21 protein-coding genes are annotated in these 20,898 nt (G+C 67.3%); 17 read left to right on the top strand and 4 right to left on the bottom strand.

The genetic code is table 11. The features are described 5' to 3' along the window. Positions 1–194: 194 nt before the first annotated feature. From ACFK0J_RS28950 to coaD, 3 genes are read left to right on the top strand one after another with little or no spacing between them, the layout of a single operon-like run. A complete protein-coding gene (locus ACFK0J_RS28950; protein WP_378732640.1) occupies positions 195–3,599 on the top strand; it encodes a pyruvate carboxylase in 3,405 nt (1,134 codons plus the stop codon). Next, positions 3,596–4,147, top strand: a complete 552-nt coding sequence (gene rsmD / locus ACFK0J_RS28945; RefSeq protein WP_378732638.1) for a 16S rRNA (guanine(966)-N(2))-methyltransferase RsmD — start codon at positions 3,596–3,598, stop codon at positions 4,145–4,147. The genes ACFK0J_RS28950 and rsmD overlap by 4 nt, the downstream gene beginning before the upstream one ends. A 59-nt stretch (positions 4,148–4,206) precedes the next feature. Next, complete coding sequence (gene coaD, locus ACFK0J_RS28940) at positions 4,207–4,692, top strand: pantetheine-phosphate adenylyltransferase (RefSeq protein WP_378732636.1); 486 nt, start codon at positions 4,207–4,209, stop codon at positions 4,690–4,692. Between the two features lie 75 nt (positions 4,693–4,767). Here coaD and ACFK0J_RS28935 read toward each other — a convergent pair whose 3' ends face one another. Further along, the gene (locus ACFK0J_RS28935; protein WP_378732634.1) at positions 4,768–5,286 is read right to left on the bottom strand and encodes a GtrA family protein; all 519 of its coding nucleotides are present in this window, start codon (positions 5,284–5,286) and stop codon (positions 4,768–4,770) included. A gap of 391 nt (positions 5,287–5,677) precedes the next feature. Between ACFK0J_RS28935 and ACFK0J_RS28930 the strand changes: the two genes are divergently transcribed. The 8 genes from ACFK0J_RS28930 to ACFK0J_RS28895 all read left to right on the top strand — a co-directional run bounded on the left by ACFK0J_RS28930 (position 5,678) and on the right by ACFK0J_RS28895 (position 11,450). Then, positions 5,678–6,424, top strand: coding sequence for a DivIVA domain-containing protein (locus tag ACFK0J_RS28930; protein WP_378732632.1), 747 nt, complete (start codon positions 5,678–5,680; stop codon positions 6,422–6,424). A 125-nt stretch (positions 6,425–6,549) separates the two neighbouring features. After that, a complete protein-coding gene (locus ACFK0J_RS28925) occupies positions 6,550–7,218 on the top strand; it encodes a YceD family protein (protein ID WP_378743121.1) in 669 nt (222 codons plus the stop codon). A gap of 2 nt (positions 7,219–7,220) precedes the next feature. Further along, positions 7,221–7,403 carry a 50S ribosomal protein L32 gene (gene rpmF, locus ACFK0J_RS28920; RefSeq protein WP_218470618.1) on the top strand — a complete coding sequence of 61 codons (183 nt, stop codon included), beginning with the start codon at positions 7,221–7,223 and terminating at the stop codon, positions 7,401–7,403. Positions 7,404–7,425: 22 nt separating this feature from the next. Then, positions 7,426–8,139 (top strand): ribonuclease III, encoded by a 714-nt coding sequence (gene rnc / locus ACFK0J_RS28915; protein ID WP_378732630.1) that lies wholly within the window; start codon positions 7,426–7,428, stop codon positions 8,137–8,139. 2 nt (positions 8,140–8,141) lie between these two features. Further along, positions 8,142–9,002 (top strand): bifunctional DNA-formamidopyrimidine glycosylase/DNA-(apurinic or apyrimidinic site) lyase, encoded by an 861-nt coding sequence (gene mutM / locus ACFK0J_RS28910; RefSeq protein ID WP_378732628.1) that lies wholly within the window; start codon positions 8,142–8,144, stop codon positions 9,000–9,002. Between the two features lie 64 nt (positions 9,003–9,066). Then, positions 9,067–9,648 carry a dihydrofolate reductase family protein gene (locus ACFK0J_RS28905; RefSeq protein WP_218470615.1) on the top strand — a complete coding sequence of 194 codons (582 nt, stop codon included), beginning with the start codon at positions 9,067–9,069 and terminating at the stop codon, positions 9,646–9,648. Between the two features lie 5 nt (positions 9,649–9,653). Next, positions 9,654–10,712 carry a PHP domain-containing protein gene (locus ACFK0J_RS28900; RefSeq protein WP_378732627.1) on the top strand — a complete coding sequence of 353 codons (1,059 nt, stop codon included), beginning with the start codon at positions 9,654–9,656 and terminating at the stop codon, positions 10,710–10,712. A gap of 297 nt (positions 10,713–11,009) precedes the next feature. Next, on the top strand, positions 11,010–11,450 hold the full coding sequence (locus ACFK0J_RS28895; protein ID WP_378732625.1) for a carboxymuconolactone decarboxylase family protein: 441 nt from the start codon (positions 11,010–11,012) through the stop codon (positions 11,448–11,450). A gap of 22 nt (positions 11,451–11,472) precedes the next feature. On the opposite strand, the gene ACFK0J_RS28890 is transcribed toward ACFK0J_RS28895, so the two are convergent. Beyond that, a complete protein-coding gene (locus ACFK0J_RS28890) occupies positions 11,473–11,769 on the bottom strand; it encodes a hypothetical protein (protein ID WP_378732623.1) in 297 nt (98 codons plus the stop codon). 83 nt (positions 11,770–11,852) lie between these two features. Here ACFK0J_RS28890 and ACFK0J_RS28885 point away from each other — a divergent pair, with 83 nt between their 5' ends. The 6 genes from ACFK0J_RS28885 to ACFK0J_RS28860 all read left to right on the top strand — a co-directional run bounded on the left by ACFK0J_RS28885 (position 11,853) and on the right by ACFK0J_RS28860 (position 17,843). Beyond that, positions 11,853–12,941, top strand: coding sequence for a winged helix DNA-binding domain-containing protein (locus tag ACFK0J_RS28885; RefSeq protein WP_378732621.1), 1,089 nt, complete (start codon positions 11,853–11,855; stop codon positions 12,939–12,941). 383 nt (positions 12,942–13,324) lie between these two features. Then, positions 13,325–14,425, top strand: a complete 1,101-nt coding sequence (locus ACFK0J_RS28880) for a glycosyltransferase family 4 protein (protein ID WP_378743119.1) — start codon at positions 13,325–13,327, stop codon at positions 14,423–14,425. An 8-nt stretch (positions 14,426–14,433) separates the two neighbouring features. Then, positions 14,434–16,560, top strand: coding sequence for a glycogen debranching N-terminal domain-containing protein (locus tag ACFK0J_RS28875; protein WP_378732619.1), 2,127 nt, complete (start codon positions 14,434–14,436; stop codon positions 16,558–16,560). 98 nt (positions 16,561–16,658) lie between these two features. After that, the gene (locus ACFK0J_RS28870; protein WP_218479548.1) at positions 16,659–16,844 is read left to right on the top strand and encodes a hypothetical protein; all 186 of its coding nucleotides are present in this window, start codon (positions 16,659–16,661) and stop codon (positions 16,842–16,844) included. A 52-nt stretch (positions 16,845–16,896) separates the two neighbouring features. Further along, the gene (locus tag ACFK0J_RS28865) at positions 16,897–17,244 is read left to right on the top strand and encodes a DUF427 domain-containing protein (protein WP_378732617.1); all 348 of its coding nucleotides are present in this window, start codon (positions 16,897–16,899) and stop codon (positions 17,242–17,244) included. A gap of 188 nt (positions 17,245–17,432) precedes the next feature. Continuing rightward, positions 17,433–17,843 carry a VOC family protein gene (locus ACFK0J_RS28860; RefSeq protein ID WP_378732615.1) on the top strand — a complete coding sequence of 137 codons (411 nt, stop codon included), beginning with the start codon at positions 17,433–17,435 and terminating at the stop codon, positions 17,841–17,843. Between the two features lie 33 nt (positions 17,844–17,876). Here ACFK0J_RS28860 and ACFK0J_RS28855 read toward each other — a convergent pair whose 3' ends face one another. Next, positions 17,877–18,749 carry a potassium-transporting ATPase subunit C gene (locus tag ACFK0J_RS28855; protein ID WP_378732613.1) on the bottom strand — a complete coding sequence of 291 codons (873 nt, stop codon included), beginning with the start codon at positions 18,747–18,749 and terminating at the stop codon, positions 17,877–17,879. A 1-nt stretch (position 18,750) separates the two neighbouring features. Next, positions 18,751–20,898: a potassium-transporting ATPase subunit KdpB gene (kdpB, locus tag ACFK0J_RS28850; protein WP_378732611.1), complete on the bottom strand. Its 2,148-nt coding sequence runs from the start codon at positions 20,896–20,898 to the stop codon at positions 18,751–18,753.

Below are 20,898 nucleotides of genomic sequence, written 5' to 3'. Positions count from 1 at the left end.
CCGTCGCCCCGGCCATGCGTGACGCACGGCCGGGGCTGCCCGTTATGCGCACCTCCGTCGCCGCGGCCCCACCCCACCCGCATGTGACGCGCCGATGAACGCATCTTCGCAACGCTGCTAGCGGTCGTTGTGAAGATGCTTGCGAAGGGCCCTTCCGTGTCTGTGCGGCGGGCTCGGCCGGGTACCTTAGGCCAATGTTCACGAAAGTCTTGGTTGCCAACCGCGGTGAGATCGCCATCAGGGCCTTCCGTGCGGCCTACGAACTCGGCATCGGGACGGTGGCCGTTTTCCCGTACGAGGACCGCAACTCTGTCCATCGGATGAAGGCGGCCGAGTCCTACCAGATCGGTGAACCGGGACATCCCGTCCGGGCCTACCTGTCGATCGACGCGATCATCGACGCCGCCAAGTCGGCCGGCGCCGACGCCGTCTACCCCGGCTACGGCTTCCTGTCCGAGAACCCGGACCTGGCGGCCGCCTGTGCCCGCGAGGGCATCACCTTCATCGGCCCGTCCGCGGCGGTGCTCGAGCTCGCGGGCAACAAGGCGCGGGCCATCGCGGCGGCCAAGGCTGCCGGGCTGCCGGTGCTGCGTTCCAGCGAGCCGTCCGCGGACGTGGACGAGTTGGTCGCCGCGTCGCAGGACCTGGACTACCCGATCTTCGTCAAGGCGGTCGCGGGTGGCGGCGGGCGCGGCATGCGCCGGGTCGCCGATGCCGGGCAGCTGCGCGAGTCCATCGAGGCCGCGTCGCGCGAGGCCGAGTCGGCGTTCGGCGATCCGACGGTGTTCCTCGAACAGGCCGTGGTGAATCCGCGCCACATCGAGGTGCAGATCCTGGCCGACCAGCAGGGCAACGTGATGCACCTGTTCGAGCGCGACTGTTCGGTGCAGCGCAGGCACCAGAAGGTGATCGAGCTGGCGCCCGCGCCGAACCTGGATCCGGCACTGCGCGAACGCATTTGCGCCGACGCCGTAGCCTTCGCCAAGGAGATCGGCTACAGCTGTGCCGGCACCGTCGAGTTCCTGCTCGACGAGCGCGGCAACCACGTCTTCATCGAGATGAACCCGCGCATCCAGGTCGAGCACACGGTGACCGAGGAGATCACCGACGTGGATCTGGTGCAGTCGCAGCTGCGCATCGCGGCGGGGGAGACCCTCGAACAGCTCGGCCTGAGCCAGGACACCGTCACCATCCGCGGCGCGGCGATGCAGTGCCGGATCACCACCGAGGATCCGAACAACGGCTTCCGACCGGACACCGGCCGCATCACCGCCTACCGCACGCCGGGCGGCGCGGGCATCCGACTGGACGGCGGCGCCAACCTCGGCGCGGAGATCGGCGCCTACTTCGACTCGATGCTGGTGAAGCTCACCTGCCGCGGCCGCGACTTCGGCACCGCGGTGTCGCGCGCCCAGCGCGCCCTCGCCGAGTTCCGAATTCGCGGCGTTACCACCAACATTCCGTTCCTGCTCGCGGTGCTCGACGACCCGGACTTCAAGGCGGGCCGGGTCACCACGTCCTTCATCGATGAGCGCCCGGAGCTGCTCAACCAGCGCGGTTCGGCCGACCGCGGCACCAAGATCCTCACCTACCTGGCCGACGTCACCGTCAACAAGCCGCACGGCGAGCGGCCGACCAAGGTCTATCCGCACGACAAGCTGCCCGCCATCGACCTGACGGTGCCGCCGCCGGCCGGTTCCCGGCAGCGGCTGCTCAGCCTCGGCCCGGAGGGTTTCGCGCAGGCGCTGCGCGCACAGAAGGCGGTCGGCGTCACCGACACCACCTTCCGTGACGCGCACCAGTCCCTGCTGGCCACCCGGGTGCGCACCAACGGTCTGCTCGGCGTCGCCGGGCACGTGGCGCGGCTGACGCCGGAGTTGCTGTCCATCGAGGCCTGGGGTGGCGCGACTTACGATGTGGCGCTGCGCTTTCTGTACGAGGACCCGTGGGAGCGGCTGGCCGCGTTGCGCGAAGCGATCCCGAACATCTGCCTGCAGATGCTGCTGCGCGGCCGGAACACCGTCGGCTACACGCCCTACCCGGAACAGGTGACCCGCGCGTTCGTCGCCGAGGCGACCGCCACCGGCATCGATATCTTCCGCATCTTCGACGCGCTCAACAATGTCGACCAGATGCGTCCGGCCATCGATGCGGTGCGCGAAACCGGCACGGCCATCGCGGAAGTCGCGATGAGCTACACCGGCGACCTGTCCAATCCGGACGAAACGCTCTACACCCTCGACTATTACCTCAAACTGGCCGAGCAGATCGTCGACGCGGGCGCGCACGTGCTCGCCATCAAGGACATGGCCGGGCTGCTCCGCGCCCCCGCGGCCGCCACCCTGGTGACCGCGTTGCGCAGCAACTTCGACCTGCCCGTGCATGTGCACACGCACGACACCCCGGGCGGTCAGTTGGCCACCTACCTGGCCGCCTGGCAGGCGGGCGCGGACGCGGTGGACGGCGCCAGCGCCGCGATGGCCGGAACCACCAGTCAGCCTGCGCTTTCCGCGATCGTCGCGGCGGCGGCGCACAGCGAATACGACACCGGCCTGAACCTGCAGCACGTGTGCGACCTGGAGCCGTACTGGGAGGCCCTGCGAAAGGTGTACGCGCCCTTCGAATCCGGGTTGCCCGCACCGACCGGCCGGGTCTACACCCACGAAATCCCCGGCGGCCAGCTGTCGAACCTGCGTCAGCAGGCCATCGCGCTCGGCCTCGGCGACCGGTTCGAGGAGGTGGAGGCGAAATACGCTGCGGCGGACCGGCTCCTGGGCCGCCTGGTGAAGGTGACCCCGTCGTCCAAGGTGGTCGGCGACCTGGCGCTCGCGCTGGTCGGTACCGGCGTCGACATCGAGGATTTCGCCGCCGATCCCGGCCGCTACGACATTCCCGACTCGGTGATCGGCTTCCTGCGTGGCGAACTCGGCACCCCCGCCGGTGGCTGGCCCGAACCGTTCCGCAGCCGCGCGCTGGCCGGGCGCGGTCCGGCAAAGCCGGAGACCCCGCTCACGGCGGCGGACGAGGCGGGACTCGCGGGCACGTCGCAGGAGCGCCGCGCGACGCTCAATCGGTTGCTGTTCCCCGCGCCCACCGCCGAATTCAATGCGCACCGCGAGAAATACGGCGACACCATGGGTCTGTCGGCGAACCAGTTCTTCTACGGCCTGCGCCACGGTGAGGAACACCGAGTGCAATTGGAGAAGGGCGTCACCCTGCTCATCGGCCTGGAGGCCATCTCCGAGCCCGACGAGCGCGGCATGCGCACGGTCATGTGCATTCTCAACGGTCAACTGCGTCCCGTCGCCGTCCGTGACCGCTCCATCGCCAGCGACATCCCGGCGGCGGAGAAGGCGGACAAGGGCAACGCGGGGCACATCGCGGCGCCGTTCGCCGGTGTCGTGACATTGGCTGTGTCGGAAGGCGATTCGATCGCGGCGGGCGACACCGTCGGCACCATCGAGGCGATGAAGATGGAGGCCGCGATCACCGCGCCGCGGGCGGGCATCGTCGGCCGGGTCGCGATCGGCTCGGTGCAGCAGGTGGAGGGCGGCGATCTGCTGATCGAGCTGGCCGTTCGCGAGTCCGCAGCCGAATGACCCGGATCGTCGCCGGAACGGCGGGCGGGCGGCGGCTGCGGGTGCCGCCCGCGGGCACCCGTCCGACCTCCGACCGGGTTCGGGAGGCGCTGTTCAGCGCGCTCGACGCGCGGATCGATTTCGACGGCATCCGGGTGCTCGACCTGTACGCCGGGTCGGGCGCGCTCGGGCTGGAGGCGTTGTCCCGCGGCGCGGCGTACGCGCTGCTGGTCGAATCCGATCGCAAAGCCGCCGCGATCGTGCGCGGCAATATTGCCGATCTGGGGCTGCCCGGTGCGGAACTGCGCCTCGCAACGGTGGCCAGCGTGCTGGAACTGGGTGGCGCAGGCGAATTCGACGTGGTCCTGTCCGACCCGCCCTACGCGGTCGACACCGACGCCGTGCTCGCCGATCTGCGCGCGCTGGCCGACGGATGGTTGCGGCCCGGCGCCCTCATCGTGGTGGAGCGGTCCAGCCGGTCACCGGAAATCGAATGGCCTGCGGGCTATTCGGCGATGAAGCCGCGCAAGTACGGCGAAACGCGCCTCGAAATGGCGACTTTCGAATAGTCGGTGAGTTCGCGCACCCTCCGTGGTGCGCGACCGGTCCCGCACGATAGCGTCTGATCATGGCAGGAGCACTGTGCCCCGGGTCCTTCGACCCCGTGACCAACGGTCACATCGACGTCTTCACCCGGGCGGCGGCCCAGTTCGACGAGGTCGTCGTCACCGTCATGATCAACAAGAACAAGCAGGGCATGTTCAGCGTCGACGAACGCATGGAGATGCTGCGCGAGGCCACGGCCCACCTGCCCAATGTCCGGGTGGAGTCGTGGTACGGCCTGCTCGTCGACTTCGCCAAGCAGCAGGGCGTCACCGCGATCGTGAAGGGCCTGCGCGACGCGTTCGACTTCGGCTACGAGCTGCAGATGGCCCAGATGAACAAGAAGCTTTCCGGCGTGGACACCTTCTTCATGCCGACCAACCCCTCTTTGAGCTTCCTGTCCAGTTCACTGGTCAAGGAGGTGGCGGCCTTCGGCGGCGAAGTCACCGACATGCTTCCGCCTTCGGTGCACAAGCGCCTCCTGGATCGTCTCGCCGAGCGCCGCGGATAGCTCTGGACATGAATCAGCCCCGGTCCACGTGCTGTGGAGCCGGGGCTGATTCGGGTGGGGCTGCGGTAGGAAGTTTCAGAAGACCAATCCGCGCAAGGCGAGGAAGCGCATTCCGCCGACCGCCGCGGTGATGCCGAGGATGGCTGTTGCCTCCGCCGCGCCGCCGATGCTCGGCGCCCACACGTCCAGCGCCGCCAATCCCGCGGTGGTGATGGCGAGGCCGACCAGTGCCAGACCGCCGCCTTCCCACTGTGCGGTGAACCAGCCGACCCGGCCGCTCGCGTGGAAGGTGAGCTGGCGGTGCAGTTCGTTGGCGATCACCGTGCTGACGATCGAACCGACCACATTGGCGATCAGCGGGCCGATACCGTACATCGCGAAGAACAACAGCACGTAGGCGACGTTGCTGGAGCCGCCGACCAGTGCGAACCGGATCAACTGGGCGAATGCCCGGTCGCCGCGCAGGTAGGCCATCAGCTGCTGGCAGCGGGCCGCCGCGGGGGCCATCTTCAGCGCCGGGTACGGCCCGGCCCACGGGACGAAGAAGCTGGGTGCGCTCATCCCCGTGGGTTGCTGTAGATCCAGAACAGTCATGGTCTTTCCGATCGAACATGAGCCTTCGATGGGGACAACAGCGACGGTGATCGCTTCCTTCCCGCCGACTCTTGATAGGTTCCGTTCGTACGATGTGTTCAGCATGTACTGAACAGTCGGAAACTGTCAACACTCGGCGGACCTGGTAGGCCCTTCCCTCCGGCTTCCTCAATCCCGCAGTCCCGGTGGGGCTGCGCTCGGTCTGAAGACCTTGTCGATCTTCCTGATAAAGATAACACCAAGCGGAGACAGATCCTCCACTTGATTTGTGTGGCGTTCGAGACACTGCGACGACACACCGGACGATGACTCGGCACATGTCGTGACGAGGGGCACACTTGGTCTCGGCGGAGAGTTCGCCAAGAGTCGTAGGAGAGTGGGGTCAGTCAGCATGTATCGCGTATTCGAAGCCCTCGACGAGCTGGTCGCCATCGTCGAGGAGGCGCGTGGCATCCCGCCGACCCGCAGCTGCATCGTGCCGCGCGGCGACGTCCTCGAACTGCTCGACGACGTGCGTGACGCACTGCCGGGCGAGCTCGACGACGCCCAGGACGTGCTCGACATCCGGGACAAGATCGTCTCGGACGCCCGTGCGGCCGCCGACGTCACGGTGACCAGTGCCAACGAGCAGGCCGCCCACACCATCGGCGCGGCCCGCGAGGAAGCCGACCGCATCCTCGCCGATGCCAAGGCGCACGCCGACCGGATGGTCGCCGAGGCCAGCGCGCACGCCGATCACCTCGTCAACACCGCCCAGGCCGAGGCGGACCGCGTCGTCGCCGACGGCAATGCCGAATTCGAGGCCGTCACCAGCCGGGCCCGGCTGGAATCCGAGCGGATGATCGAGGCGGGCAAGGCTTCCTACGACCGCTCCGTCGCCGAGGGCGAGGCCGAGCGGGACCGGTTGGTCGCGCAGACCGAAGTGGTGCGGGCCGCGCACGCCGAATCCGCGCGGGTGATCGACGCGGCGCACGCCGAGGCCGACCGGATGCGCGAAGAATGCGACGTCTACGTCGACGCCAAGCTCGCCGACTTCGAGGAAACTCTGACCAGCACCCTGCGCACCGTCGGCCGCGGCCGCCACCAGCTCCGCTCCGGCGCGGGCGCACCCGACTACGCCGCCGACTACCGGCGCTAGGGGCCGCATCGGAGTGCGGCCGCTGGTCGCATCAGGGGGTGTGGCCGCCGCGTTTGGGCCGACGCGAAACCTCGCGTATCGTGGTGTGGTTGCCCATTCCCCCGATATGTGAAGTGAGTTTCGTGATGCCCGCCGGTTCCGGTTCCGCCCCGCGTCAGGGCTCGGCCACGCGCCGAGAACCCGACGCGGCCTTCGTGCTGGACGTCCGCAGTCTCGGTCGCCGGCCGGGGACGATGCGCGAGGTGCATCGCACGGTCCGCACTGTCACCCGGATCGGACTCGACCTGGTCGGCGTCCCGGTGGGTGCCGACGTCGTGCTCGACCTGCAGCAGCAGGCGGTGTCCGAAGGTGTGCTCGTCACCGGAACGGTGACCGCGCCGATCGAGGGGGAGTGCTCGCGCTGCCTCGAGCCGTTCACCGACGAAGTGAACGTTCGGATCACCGAGCTGTTCGCCTACCCGGACAGCACCACCGAGCAAACCACCGATGACGACGATTCCTACCGCATGGTCGACGACACCATCGACCTGGAACCGGTGATCATCGACGTCATCGGCATCGAGCTGCCGTTGCAGCCGCTGTGCACTCCCGACTGCGCGGGACTGTGCGCGGAATGTGGCGTGCGGATGGCGATTGCGGGTTCTGATCACTCGCATGAGATACTTGACCCTCGCTGGGCCGGGCTGGCGAAATTTGCCACCGCATCGCCCGGCAGCGGCAGCCCCGACGAGGGTGCGGCCACAGCAGCAGACCAATCAGCCGAACTGGCAAGCAATAGGACAGAGGAGAAGTAGTCGTGGCCGTTCCCAAGCGCCGGATGTCTCGTTCCAACACCAGGTCGCGGCGCAGCCAGTGGAAGGCCACCGCGCCGACCCTGATCACCTGCCCCAACCGCTCCTGCGGTGAGAAGACCCTGCCGCACATCGCGTGCCCGTCCTGCGGCACGTACAAGGGCCGCCAGGTAACAGCAGCTGTCTAACAGTTCAACCTGTCGTATCGACGTGACCGACGAACCCAACTCGTCCGGAGACCACGCGAGCCTGCTCGCGGCGCTCGGCGTCGAGGTGCAGCCGGATCTGCTGCGCCTGGCGCTGACGCACCGGTCATACGCATATGAGAACGGCGGGCTGCCGACCAACGAGCGCCTGGAATTTCTCGGCGATTCCGTCCTCGGACTGAGCATCACCGAACGGCTTTACCACGAGCACCCGGACAAGTCCGAGGGCGAGCTGGCGAAGCTGCGCGCGAGCGTGGTGAACATGCACGCGCTCGCCGAGGTGGCGCGTCAGCTCGGTGAGGGCGGCCTCGGCGTGCACCTGCTGCTCGGCAAGGGCGAAGAGCTCACCGGCGGCCGGGACAAGCCGAGCATCCTCGCCGACGGCATGGAGTCGCTGCTCGGTGCGGTGCACCTGGAGCACGGCATCGATGTCGCGCGCAAGGTGGTGCTGCGGCTGTTCGCCGACCTGCTCGAGCGCGGACCCCGGATGGGGGCCGGCCTCGACTGGAAGACCAGCCTGCAGGAACTCACCGCCGAGCGCGGCCTCGGCGTGCCGAGCTACGAGATCACCTCGACCGGCCCGGACCACGACAAGGAATTCACCGCGACCACGGTGATCGGTGGCCGGGCCTACGGGCAGGGCGTCGGCCGCTCCAAGAAGGAAGCCGAGCAGAAGGCCGCGGGCACCGCCTATCAGGCACTGACCGCCGAATCCTGATCGTGCCCGAACTCCCCGAGGTAGAGGTCGTCCGGCGCGGCGTCGCCGAACACGTGGTCGGTCGCGTCATCGAATCGGTGGCGATCACCCATCCCCGTTCGGTGCGCCGCCACCTGGAAGGCGCCGCCGATCTCGCCGCCCGGCTGACCGGCCTGAAGGTCCAGTCCGCCGAGCGGCGCGGCAAGTATCTCTGGCTCACCTTCGACGAGCCGGACCTCGCCCTCGTCGTGCATCTCGGCATGAGCGGCCAGCTGCTGGTGCAACCCGCCGACGCCCCGCTGGAGAAGCACGCGCACATCCGCGCCACCCTCGGCGACGGCACCCAGCTGCGCTTCGTCGACCAGCGCACCTTCGGCGGCTGGGCCCTCGCGCCGCTCGTCGACGTGGACGGCACCCGAGTGCCGGAACCGGTCGCGCACATCGCCCGCGACCCACTGGATCCGCTCTTCGACGCCGAATCCGTGGTGACGGCGGTGCGCGCCAAACAGACCGAGATCAAGCGGGTGCTGCTCGATCAGAGCGTCATCTCCGGCATCGGCAACATCTACGCCGACGAATCCCTGTGGCGCGCCAAGATTCATGGCGGCCGCCTCTCCTCGGGACTGTCCCGGCCCGCCGTGCGCGCGTTGCTGGCCGACGTCGGCGCGGTGATGGGGGAGGCGCTGGCCGCGGGCGGCACCTCGTTCGACGCGCTGTATGTGAACGTCAACGGCCAATCCGGCTACTTCGAACGGTCCCTCGCCGTCTACGGCCGCGAGAACGAGCCGTGCCCGCGCTGCGGCGCCGCGATCCAGCGGGAAAAGTTCATGAATCGTTCCTCGTTTTCTTGCCCGCGGTGCCAACCGAAGCCTCGCCGTCGTTAGGCGGCGCGAGCTACCTTTCTTATAGGCGGTTCGGGAAGTCGGTCCGGCCGTAGAGGAAGGACACATGCGCAAGCTCACGTACTACGTAGCGTCGACCATCGATGGGTACATCGCCACCGATGACGGATCGGTCGATTTCTTCCCGGTCGGCGGCGACCACGGGCCGGCGATCACCGCGCAATATCCGGAGACGTTGCCGACGAAGGTGCGCGAGGCGATGGGTATCGACAAGCGCAACCGCTACTTCGACACGGTGCTGATGGGACGCAAGACGCACGATTTCGGGGTGCGGACCGGCACGTCGAGCCCGTACGCGCATCTGAAACAGTACGTGGTCTCGACGACGCTGCCGGAGAATCCCGACCCCGACGTCGAGCTGATCGCCGCCGACCCGCTGACGAAGGTGCGAGAACTCAAGCGCGAGAACGGCCTCGGGATCTGGCTGTGCGGCGGCGGCGAACTGGCGCAGGAATTGCTACCGGAAATCGACCAGATATTCCTCAAGCTGTACCCGGTCCTGCTTGGCAGCGGACGATCGCTGTTCGGAGCCGGTCCCCGGCTGCCTGAGGCGGCCAAGTTCCGAGTGATCACCAGTCGGGTGTTCGAGGACGGAGTGGCCTTCATGAAATACAGCAGGATTCGCTGACCGCTGTGGCGGAAGACGATTCGACCGCATCGGACTCGGCGACGCCGGGTCCGGTGGAGGTGCTGCGCGAGATCGGTTTCTGGCTGGAACGCTCGCGGGCCGAGACCTATCGAGTCAAGGCATATCGTCGCGCCGCCGACATCGTCGCCGAACTGTCGGACGAGGAACGCGCGGCGCATCGGGCCGCGAACAGCTGGCGCGATATCGCCGGAATCGGCCCGAAGACCGCCGCCGTCATCGAGCAGGTGTACTCCGGTGTGGTGCCGCAGTACCTGCTAGACCTGCGCAATGCCGCGAAACCGATAGGGGCGCCGGGCAAACCGCTGCGCACCCAGCTGCGCGGCGACCTGCACACCCATTCGGACTGGTCCGACGGGGGGAGTCCGATCGCGGAGATGATGGGTGTCGCGGCCGCCCTCGGGCACGAATATTGCGCGCTGACCGATCATTCGCCACGGCTGACCATCGCCAATGGACTGTCCGCCGCCCGGCTGCGCAAGCAGCTCGACGTGGTCGCCGAACTCAACGACCGGATGGCGCCGTTCCGCATTCTCACCGGTATCGAGGTCGACATCCTCGACGACGGCACCCTCGATCAGCAGGCCGATCTGCTCGCCGAACTGGATATCGTGGTGGCGAGCGTGCATTCGCACCTGCGCGCCGACAGCGCGACGATGACCAAGCGGATGGTCTACGCGGTGGCCAACCCCAACGTCGACGTGCTCGGTCACTGCACAGGGCGGCTCGTCACCGGCGGCCGTGGCACCCGTCCCGAATCGAGTTTCGACGCGGAGATGGTGTTCGAGGCGTGCCGTACCTACGGCACCGCCGTCGAGATCAATTGCCGGCCGGAGCGGCGCGATCCGCCGTCGCGCCTCATGCAATTGGCGGTCGAGATGGGCTGCCACTTCGCCATCGACACCGACGCGCACGCTCCGGGCCAACTGGACTGGCAGGGCTACGGTTGCGAACGCGCCGTCGCGAATGGTGTTGCGGCCGAACGAGTGATCAATACCTGGCCGTTGCCCGACCTGCTGGCGTGGACCAAGTCGTCCGGCGCCTGATGGCCGCCGCGTCAACGATTGGCGAATAGTTCCGCCGATTCGGTCATTACCGTCCCCGAATGATGTTGGGGCTGACGATTTTTCTGGTGCTGGTAATCGTAGTCCACCTCATCGTCACCCGCGGTGAAGCCGGAGCCGACGCCGCTGGATTGTGCCTCTGAGGAAGCTGACGCCGAGTTGCCCGATCCGGTGCGGTGCCTGCCCGATGGGTGAACGAGCCCACAGCCGCTGAGCGTCACACTCTCGGTCTCTGTTCCGTCCAATGGGTGTACGAGAAACCGAGGAAAGGACGACAACATGTCACGGATGAAGCTCGCGAAGGTTTTCCCGGAGGTCTACCAGGCATGGTTCGCGGCCGAGGCGGCGATCAGGCGCGGTCCGCTGAGCCCGGTCGTCCGGGAGCTGGTCAAGATCCGCGTCTCGCAGATCAACGGCTGCGTGTACTGCATCGACCTGCACACCACCGATGCCCGGCTGGCCGGGGAAACTGAAAAGCGCATCTTCCAGCTCGACGCCTGGCGCGAGTCCGCGCTCTACACCGACGCCGAACGCGCCGCCCTCGCCTACGCCGAGGCGGTGACGAAGCTCGGCGACCACGGGGTGAGCGACGAGGTGTGGGCCGATGTGGAAAGGCATTTCGACGAGGGCGAGACGGCGGGGTTGGTCGCGATCACCGCGATGATCAATCTGTGGAACCGGATCGGGGTGCCGCTGCGGATGCAGCCGGACATCGACTGACCCCCGTCGGCGCGTACTCGCGTCACTCGGTCGGCGGCAGTATCGGACGCGTGAAATAGTCCTCGACCGGCAGCGGGCCCGTGTAGCGGCGGCACGGGCAGCGCACCCACTCCCACACCGACGGCGCGACGGAACGCCGTGTCTCGGCATGGCAATCGCCGGCTTCCGGATCGTGTACGGCGAGGTCGTGGCCGCATCCGCACTGCGCCATGCTGCGCGACGCCTTGCTGCCGAGCGCGCCGCGGTGGCCGTACCGTCCGACCGCCCAGCCGACGCCTAGGATTCCGGCTCCGACGGCCAGGGTGATGGGATCGAACATGGACCCATTGTACGTATACGTATGCGCTGGCGGCTGCGGGAAGTCCCCCCGATTTGTCGGTGGCATCGGCGAAGATGGCAGGCATGACGGAACTATCGCTGCGTGAGCTGAACCGAACCCTGCTGGTGCGTCAGATGTTGGCGCAGCGGGTCGCGATGACACCGTTGGAGTTGGTGCGGCATCTGGTCGCGGTGCAAGGACAGGAACCGAACTGGCCCTATGTGGGGCTGTGGGCCCGGCTGACGGATTTCCGGCACGACGATTTGGCCGCTCTGCTGCGGGAGCGAAAGCTGGTGCGCTCCACCATGATCCGTCGTACCGTCCACCTCGCCGACGCGCACGACTTCCGCTGGCTGCGCCCGACGGTGCGCCCGATCGTGCACGCCGCGCTACAGGCGCCGTACTACCGCGACGAGATCGACGGAATCGACCCGGACGAGCTCGCCGCCGCGGGCCGGGAACTGCTGTCCGGTCGCATCCTGTCGCGCACCGACCTCGGAAAGCTACTCGCCGAGCGCTTTCCGGACCGGCACATCCGCAGGCTCGCCGAGGCGGCGGAGCTCCTTGTCCCCATGGTGCACAGCCCGGTCACCGGGGCATGGGGCAAGTGGCGCAACCGTTCAGTTACCGTCGCGCTCGCTGACGAATGGATCGGCGCGCCGATGGAGACGAGGCCGCACGCGGAAACTCTGATCCTGCGTTACTTGGCCGCGTTCGGGCCCGCCACCGTCGCCGACATGCAGGCGTGGGCCGGTGTCACCCGGCTCGCCGAGGTGGTCGACGAGATGCGTACCCGCTTGCGCGTTTTCACCGACGATCAGCATCGGGTGCTGTTCGATCTGCCGGACGCCCCGCTGGCCGATCCCAATCTGCCGGTGCCGGTGCGCTTCCTGCCCGCCTTCGACAATGCCCTGCTCGGCCACAAGGACCGCCGCAGGATCATCAGCGAGGAAGATCGCCAGCGGATTGCCAAGGAGGCGTCAGGGGGCGTCCCGATGTATCTGGTCGACGGTTTCGTGCACGGCCGGTGGACCTTGGACGACAGCACTATTCGGGTCACCCCGTGGCACCCGCTGTCCGCCGCCGACGAGGCGGCCGTGCGGGCCGAGGCGGAGCGGCTGCTCACCTTCGTCGTCTCCGGGCAGGACGGAAAGATCGTCATCGAAGGCTGATCGCCCGTTCAGCCCACTCGACATGATTCGTTGCGACGGCAAATGCCGCTGCTACCTGCTGATCTGAGGTAGCCAAGCAGTTGCGCGTCCAACTTCTTGGTTTGAGATATCTGACGAGAGGTACATCACTCTCGGCCCCCCTGATCGAGCAACCAGCGACCAGGCCAACCAGCCCCATGGACGGCGGTGTTGCCGAGCTTCACCCCCGCCGCGGTGGCCACCAGTTCGGCGCCCTGCGCTCCGAAGCGCTGGGTGAGGCGAGAGCTAACGGTTGTGCCCCTGGAAGGAGGGTCATGAGCGAGTTGTCCATGCCGGTTCGGGTGCAGACTGCACCATCCGATCTCCGGTCCATCGACCACATCGGCACCCGATTCCGCATTGCGATGGTTGTGCCACCGTACTTCGATGTGCCGCCGAAGGCCTATGGCGGCGTCGAAGCAGTCGTCGCCGATCTGGTCGACTCGCTGGTGGCCAGAGGCCACGACGTGACCCTGCTCGGCGCGGGTGAGCCGGGTACCAAGGCGAAGTTCATCTCGCTGTGGGACCGCACCTGCCCCGAGCGCCTCGGCACCCCCTTCCCCGAAGTGCTGCACGCACTGCGGGTGCGCAGGGCGATCGAGCGGCTCGCCGCCACTGACAGCATCGACCTCGTGCACGAGCACACCTTCGCGGGTCCGCTGAACGCACCGGCGTATCGGGGCCTTGACTTGCCGACGGTGTTGACCGTGCACGGACCCGTGCAGGACGAATGCTATGAGTACTACCGGGAAATGGGCGACGACGTCTCGCTCGTGGCGATCAGCGACCGGCAGCGCGCACTGGCCCCCGATTTGAATTGGGCTGGGCGGGTGCATAATGCTCTGCATCCCGAGGAGTGGCCGTTCCGTGCCGACAAGGACGACTACGCGCTGTTCCTCGGCCGCTTCAACGAGTGCAAGGCGCCGCATCTGGCGTTGGAGGCCGCGCACGCCGCCGGCATCCCACTCGTGCTCGCGGGCAAGTGCAGCGAGCCGCCCGAGCTGAAATACTTCGAAGAGCAGGTACGCCCGTTGTTGACGGACCAGGATCACGTGTTCGGACTCGCCGACGCCACCGCCAAGCGGAAGCTGTTGGCGGGTGCGAAGTGTCTGCTTTTCCCGATCCGGTGGGAGGAACCCTTCGGCATGGTGATGATCGAATCCATGGTGTGTGGCACACCGGTGGTCGCGTTGCGTGGCGGCGCGGTATCCGAGGTGATCGTCGATGGCGTGACCGGACGTGTCTGCGATGATCCGGCCGAGCTCACGGCCGCGATCGCCGAAGTCCAGACGATGGATCCGGCGGCGTGCCGTGCGCACGTCGAGGCGAATTTCGGTGCCGATACGCTCGGGCGCGGCTACGAGCAGGTCTACCGCAAGCTCATGCGGCCGCGGAAACGGACCGGCTACCGATGGCACAAGGAAGAAAGCGTGCCGGTGCCCGTCGCGGCGAGCGGACTCGCGTGACGGCGGATATGACCGCAGCTCTCAGCCCCGCTCCACTGAACTCCGGTGAACCGACGGGTTTCGGTGGAGCGGGTTCGGTAACGCTCGTCGAAGGCGGCACCTTCTGTTTGTCGAACCGGCTCGGCGACGTCGAACCGGGCCGCCCGCACGGGCTGTTCTTCCGGGACGCTCGCGTGGTTTCCCGCTGGGAGCTGCTGGTGGACGGCCATCTGCCCGAACCGCTTTCGGTGCTGAGTCCGGAAGCCTTCGCGGCTCGGTTCGTGTTGCGAAGACCGCCGACGGCAGGGCTGGCCGACAGCACCTTGCTCGTGGTGCGGGAGCGGGTCATCGCCGACGGCATGCACGAGGTGCTCACGTTGGAGAACATGGGCCGCGAGCCCACCGCCGTCACCCTCGAATTGCATGTCGACGCCGATTTCGTCGACCTGTTCGCGGTGAAGGAGGGGCGTGCCGGGCACAGCCGGGCCGAGGTGACGGTGGCCGAGGGCGAGTTGCTGTTCCACGACCGGGCCGACCGCATGCGCGGGCTCTCGGTCTCCGCGACCGTGGAGCCGACGGTGTTGCCGGGCACGTTGCTGTGGCGGGTCGTCGTACCGGTGGGCGCGAGCTGGCAGACCGAAATCACCGCCCAGCCCACTCTCGGCAACCAGCGGTTCCAGGCGCCGCTCGCCCCCGGCGAGCACTACGGAGTCAGCGCGCCCGGCCGCAAGATCGCCGCGTGGCGGCACACCGCGACCGACATCGCCGCGTCCCACCCGGAACTCACTCAGGTGCTGCGACGCACCGAAAGCGACCTGGGCGCCTTGCAGATTCACGACGACTCCGACGAGAGCCGACCATTCGTGGCGGCGGGCGCGCCGTGGTTCATGACCCTGTTCGGCCGCGACAGCCTGCTGACCGCCTGGATGGCGCTGCCGCTGGAGGTCGACCTGGCGCTCGGCACGCTGCAGCAGTTGGCCGAACTGCAAGGGCAGTCGGTGAATCCGCTGACCGAGGAGGAGCCGGGGCGGATCATGCACGAGATGCGCCGTGGTCCCGCGGGCGGCCTGGTGCTCGGCGGCAACATCTACTACGGAACTGTCGATGCCACACCGCTTTTCGTGATGCTGCTGGCCCAATGCCACCGCTGGGGCGCGGATCCGGAAGCGATCAGGGATCTGCTGCCCGCCGCCGACGCGGCACTGAATTGGATCGAGGACTACGGCGACCGCGACGGCGACGGGTTCGTCGAATACCGGCGGGCCACCGACCGTGGCCTGGTCAACCAGGGCTGGAAGGACAGCTTCGACGGCGTCAACGACCGGCAGGGCCATATTGCCGAGGCGCCCATCGCGCTGTGTGAGGTCCAGGGTTACGTGTATTCGGCCCTGCTCGCCCGCGCCGAGCTGGCCGACGCGTTCGACGATCCCGGCATGGCGGCGACGCTGCGTGATCAAGCCGCCGAGTTGCGCGGCAAGTTCGCCGAGCAGTTCTGGCTGCCGGAGCAGGGGTGGTACGCCATCGCGCTCGATCGCGGCAAGCGTCGCGTCGACGCGCTGACAAGCAATGCGGCGCATTGTCTTTGGTCCGGGATCGCCACTGACGAGCACGCCGCCGAGCTCGTGCGGCATCTGTCGAGCCCGGCGATGGACAGCGGCTTCGGGCTGCGCACCCTCTCCTCGAAGATGGGCGCCTACAACCCGATGAGCTACCACTGCGGTTCGGTCTGGCCGCATGACACGGCCATCGCGGTGGCCGGTCTGCTGCGCTACCGGCACGTGCCGGGCGCGGTCGATCTGGCGAGTCGGCTGGCGACCGGATTGCTCGATGCCGCAACGGCTTTCGACGGCAGACTACCCGAGTTGTTCTGCGGCTTTCCGCGTGCGCGGTTCGCGACGCCGGTGCCGTATCCGACGTCCTGTTCACCACAGGCATGGGCGAGCGCCGCCCCGCTGCTGCTGGTGCGCTCGTTCCTCGGCCTCGACCCCGACGTGCCCAACCGGACCATCACCGTGTGTCCGGTGGTGCCGCCGCAGTGGGGCCGAATCACGTTGTCCGCGTTGCGCCTCGGGCCGATCACCGTCGACCTCGAGGTGGAAGGTGCTCAGGTCACCGCCGCCCGGCTACCGGACGACTGGCAACTGGTCACCCGATGAATATGCGATCTTGGTATGAATAATCCAAAATCGGGTACTCCTCCAGCATAAGCACTTTGGGCATGCTCTTCGGATCGAAAGACAGCTGGAGGTGCACGATGCAGACGTCGCTGGACATGCGGGACCTGTGGAGCTCACAGCACCGCGACTGCACGATCGAGCCCATGGATCTGGACATGGACCTCGCTCAATTCATCCGCAGCACCCACGCGGGTCACGGCCCCGACTGCTGCCAATACCTGGCAGCCTCGGCCTACTGCTTCGGCCACGCCGAAGCCAGTTGACGACACCGGCTTTCCCGGCAGTAGTCTGACCACTACTGCCGAGGAGGTCACCATGATTCGCGCAGTCTGGAACGGTGCGGTACTGGCCGAGACGCCACATACGGTTCGGGTCGAAGGCAACCATTACTTCCCCCCGGATTCGCTGAACCGAGAATTCTTCACCGACAGCCCCACAACGTCGGTATGCCCGTGGAAGGGCGTCGCGCACTACTACACCGTGGTCGTCGACGACGAGAAGAACCCGGACGCAGCCTGGTACTACCCGAAGCCGAGTCCGCTCGCGCGAAAAATCAAGAACCACGTAGCGTTCTGGAACGGCGTCCAGATAGCAGGCCAATCCGATGCCCCGCGTTCGCGCCTGCTCGCCACCCTGCCGACCTGGCTGGGCGGCAAGCGCTGAACCCGAGCCCTGCCGTAATGCCGAATGGCACACGATGTGCCACTCGCGCGAGTTGGTTCCGGATGCGTTGCTAAGGGCCGGTCTGGATGGCGGGTACTGCTGGGGTGTTGCCGCCGGACAGGCTGGACAAGGGGTCGTGATCCCGGAAGATCGATCACCGTCGCGGGGCGCGGTCGTACGATTGGGACGTGACTAACGCGCGGTTGAGTTTGATCACGCTGCATTGCGCGGACCAGGAGGCCTTGGCGGCGTTCTGGGCCGAGTTGCTCGGGGGTGAAATCGTGCACCGCACAGAGGAAGTCGCGGTAGTGCAGACCGAACGTGGTGCGCTGTGCGCGCTTCGGGTGCCGGGGTACGAGCCACCGACCTGGCCGGGCGGTGCGTCGCCGAATCACATGCATCTCGATCTGGTGGTGGACGATCTGGATACGGGTGAGGCGGAGGCGGTTCGGGTGGGTGCGCGACGGGCCGAGGTCCAGCCGGCGCCGGATCGGTGGCGGGTATTGCTCGATCCCGCAGGGCATCCGTTCTGCCTGACGACGCACCTTCCATTACTGCCGTTGGCTTCTCGGCCAGCAGAACGCGACGAGGGCCGGTGACATGATGCCACCGGCCCTCGTGGATGCCGAAAGTCAGCCGCGGAACGGGTAGCGGCGGTCGAGGTCGAGGTTCAGCTCGACGACGTTGACCCGTGGTTCACCGAGGAAGCCCAGCGTGCGACCGCTGGTGTTGGCGTCGACCAGCTCACGCACCTGGTCCTCGGAAACATTGCGGGCTTTGGCGATTCGCGCGACCTGAAGTGCCGCGTAGGCCGGGGAGATGTGTGGGTCCAGCCCGCTGCCACTGGCAGTGACGGCGTCCGATGGCACCGGGGTGTCGACCGAGGCATCACCGAAGATCGGGACGATCCGGCCGACGGCGTAGTCTTCGCCCGCCTTCGCGCACTCGACCCGCACCCCCAGGTAGGTGGACAGGAACGGCGTCGCCGGGCACGCCTCGTTCACGCTGACGACCTGCACCGGGTGCGATACCTCCCCGTCGGAGTCGCGCGGACCGATCACCGAAAGTACCGCTCCTACACCATCTTTGGTGCAAAACGGGCGGGCGCCGTCGACCCCCTCACGGTCGCCGACCTCCTTGCTGCGGGCGCAGACGGTGGTGAGCAGGCTCGGTGTGTCCGGCGCGTCGACGATGCTCTCCGGGCCCAGGTTGGACGCCGAGGTGGACATCGGGTCGTAGCCGTTCGCGCCCGCAATGGACGGGCGGCTCTGGAAGTACTGCACCAGCGCCTTACCGTCGGGGTCGGTGAACGACTGGCCGATCAGCCGGGAGCCGACGACCGTGCCGTCGACCTCGATCAGCGACCCGTCCGACTTGTCGTGCAGCCCCGGCAGCTGCGCCACCGCGAAAACCGCGACGGGATAGACGATTCCGGTGATCACGGTGAGCACGAGCAGCGCACGCAACGCGGCCAGATGCTGCCGGATCCAGGTTGAAAAGCGCATGTCAGGACATCCCGGGGAGGAGTTGGACGACTAGGTCGATGAGCTTGATGCCGATGAACGGCGCGATGATGCCGCCGAGGCCGTAGATCGTCAGGTTGCGGCTCAACAACTTCGACGCGTTGGACGGCCGGTAGTTCACGCCGCGCAGGGCGAGCGGGATCAGCGCGACGATGACGATGGCGTTGAAGATCACCGCCGAAAGGATCGCCGATTGCGGGCTGGCCAGCCGCATGATGTTCAGCAGGTCGAGGCCGGGGAACACCGCGACGAACAACGCGGGAATGATCGCGAAGTACTTGGCGATGTCATTGGCGATCGAGAACGTGGTCAGCGCGCCGCGGGTGATGAGCAGCTGCTTGCCGATCTCCACGATCTCGATGAGCTTGGTCGGATCGGAATCCAGATCGACCATATTGCCCGCCTCTTTGGCCGCCGAGGTGCCGGTGTTCATGGCGACACCGACGTCGGCCTGGGCCAGCGCCGGAGCGTCATTGGTGCCGTCGCCGGTCATCGCGACCAGCCTGCCGCCGTCCTGCTCCTGCTTGATCAGCGCCAGCTTGTCCTCCGGCGTCGCTTCGGCGAGGAAGTCGTCGACACCGGCCTCGTCGGCAATCGCCTTGGCGGTCAACGGATTGTCGCCGGTGATCATCACGGTGCGAATGCCCATCCGGCGCATCTCGTCGAACCGCTCGCGCATACCCTGCTTGACCACGTCCTTGAGGTGGATGACGCCGAGCACCCTGGCGGTGCCGTTGTTGACCTCGCCGACGACCAGCGGCGTGCCACCGGAAGCGGAGACGCCGTCGACGATCACGCCGACCGCGTCCGGCACGATGCCGCCCTGCGTGCGCACCCAGTCGGTGACCGCGCTGGCCGCGCCCTTGCGCAACTGGTGCCCGTCAGCCAGGTCGACACCCGACATCCGGGTCTGCGCGGTGAATTCCACCCAGGTCGCGCCGGTGAGCTCACCCGGCGTGCGTTCGCGCTTGTTGAACGCCTGCTTGGCGTAGACCACGATGGAGCGGCCCTCCGGCGTCTCATCGGCGAGGCTGGACAGCTGCGCGGCATCGGCCAGCTCGTCATCCGAAATACCCGGCACCGGAACGAATTCCGAGGCCTGCCGATTACCGAGGGTGATGGTGCCGGTCTTGTCGAGCAGCAGCGTATTCACATCGCCCGCGGCCTCGACCGCGCGACCGGACATGGCCAGCACATTGCGCTGCACCAGCCGGTCCATGCCCGCGATGCCGATGGCCGACAGCAGCGCACCGATGGTGGTCGGGATGAGACACACCAGCAGCGAGACCATCACGATGCCGGTGACGCCGTTGCCGTCGAGTGCCGAACTGTCCGGCACCCCTGGGTTGTTCGACTTCGCGAAGATGGCCATCGGCTGCAGCGTGACCACCGCGAAGACGAAAATGATGGTCAACGCGGCGAGCAAGATGTTCAGCGCGATCTCGTTCGGCGTCTTCTGCCTGCTCGCGCCCTCGACCAGGGCGATCATCTTGTCGATGAAGCTCTGGCCGGGCTCCTGAGTGATCTTGACGACGATCCGGTCGGACAGCACCGTGGTGCCGCCGGTGACCGCCGAACGGTCCCCGCCGGATTCCCGGATCACCGGCGCGGATTCGCCGGTGATGGCCGACTCGTCCACGGAGGCAATGCCTTCCACGACATCGCCATCGCCGGGGATGACCTGACCGGCCTCGACCACCACGTGATCGCCACGTTGCAGATCCGCCGCACCCACCCGTTCCTCGACCACCCGGCCGCCGGGTGTCCACTCGACCAGTCGCCGAGCCACCGTGTCGGTCTTGGCTTTCCGCAGCGTGTCGGCCTGCGCCTTGCCGCGTCCTTCGGCCACTGCTTCCGCGAGATTGGCGAAGATCACGGTGAGCCACAGCCACACCACGATCGCCCAGGCGAAGAACGAGGGCTTGGTGAGGGCGAGCACGGTGGACCAGACGGCGCCGAGCTCGACGATCAGCATCACCGGGTTGCGCCACAGGTCGCGCGGGTCGAGCTTGCGCACCGCGTCCGGCAGCGACGTCAGCAGCATCTTGGGATCGAGGGCACCTTTCCGGACGCCCTTGTGTTCACTCTTCTGCTCTGCGGGGGCGGGTAGTTCAGTTGCGGTACTGGTCAT

It is taken from the genome of Nocardia brasiliensis (assembly GCF_042691675.1).
Lineage (GTDB): Bacteria > Actinomycetota > Actinomycetes > Mycobacteriales > Mycobacteriaceae > Nocardia > Nocardia brasiliensis_D.
Note: the sequence above shows the minus strand (reverse complement) of the source record. Positions and strands in the feature narration are given on the sequence as shown.

What these genes read in the sequence shown, in the direction of transcription:
- ACFK0J_RS28950 (WP_378732640.1), top strand. Translation starts at nt 195, where the DNA reads ATGTTCACGAAAGTCTTGGTTGCCAACCGCGGTGAGATCGCCATCAGG.
- rsmD (WP_378732638.1), top strand. Translation starts at nt 3,596, where the DNA reads ATGACCCGGATCGTCGCCGGAACGGCGGGCGGGCGGCGGCTGCGGGTG.
- coaD (WP_378732636.1), top strand. Translation starts at nt 4,207, where the DNA reads ATGGCAGGAGCACTGTGCCCCGGGTCCTTCGACCCCGTGACCAACGGT.
- ACFK0J_RS28935 (WP_378732634.1), bottom strand. Translation starts at nt 5,286, where the DNA reads ATGACTGTTCTGGATCTACAGCAACCCACGGGGATGAGCGCACCCAGC.
- ACFK0J_RS28930 (WP_378732632.1), top strand. Translation starts at nt 5,678, where the DNA reads ATGTATCGCGTATTCGAAGCCCTCGACGAGCTGGTCGCCATCGTCGAG.
- ACFK0J_RS28925 (WP_378743121.1), top strand. Translation starts at nt 6,550, where the DNA reads ATGCCCGCCGGTTCCGGTTCCGCCCCGCGTCAGGGCTCGGCCACGCGC.
- ACFK0J_RS28905 (WP_218470615.1), top strand. Translation starts at nt 9,067, where the DNA reads ATGCGCAAGCTCACGTACTACGTAGCGTCGACCATCGATGGGTACATC.
- ACFK0J_RS28895 (WP_378732625.1), top strand. Translation starts at nt 11,010, where the DNA reads ATGTCACGGATGAAGCTCGCGAAGGTTTTCCCGGAGGTCTACCAGGCA.
- ACFK0J_RS28890 (WP_378732623.1), bottom strand. Translation starts at nt 11,769, where the DNA reads ATGTTCGATCCCATCACCCTGGCCGTCGGAGCCGGAATCCTAGGCGTC.
- ACFK0J_RS28885 (WP_378732621.1), top strand. Translation starts at nt 11,853, where the DNA reads ATGACGGAACTATCGCTGCGTGAGCTGAACCGAACCCTGCTGGTGCGT.
- ACFK0J_RS28880 (WP_378743119.1), top strand. Translation starts at nt 13,325, where the DNA reads ATGGTTGTGCCACCGTACTTCGATGTGCCGCCGAAGGCCTATGGCGGC.
- ACFK0J_RS28875 (WP_378732619.1), top strand. Translation starts at nt 14,434, where the DNA reads ATGACCGCAGCTCTCAGCCCCGCTCCACTGAACTCCGGTGAACCGACG.
- ACFK0J_RS28870 (WP_218479548.1), top strand. Translation starts at nt 16,659, where the DNA reads ATGCAGACGTCGCTGGACATGCGGGACCTGTGGAGCTCACAGCACCGC.
- ACFK0J_RS28865 (WP_378732617.1), top strand. Translation starts at nt 16,897, where the DNA reads ATGATTCGCGCAGTCTGGAACGGTGCGGTACTGGCCGAGACGCCACAT.
- ACFK0J_RS28855 (WP_378732613.1), bottom strand. Translation starts at nt 18,749, where the DNA reads ATGCGCTTTTCAACCTGGATCCGGCAGCATCTGGCCGCGTTGCGTGCG.
- kdpB (WP_378732611.1), bottom strand. Translation starts at nt 20,898, where the DNA reads ATGACCAGTACCGCAACTGAACTACCCGCCCCCGCAGAGCAGAAGAGT.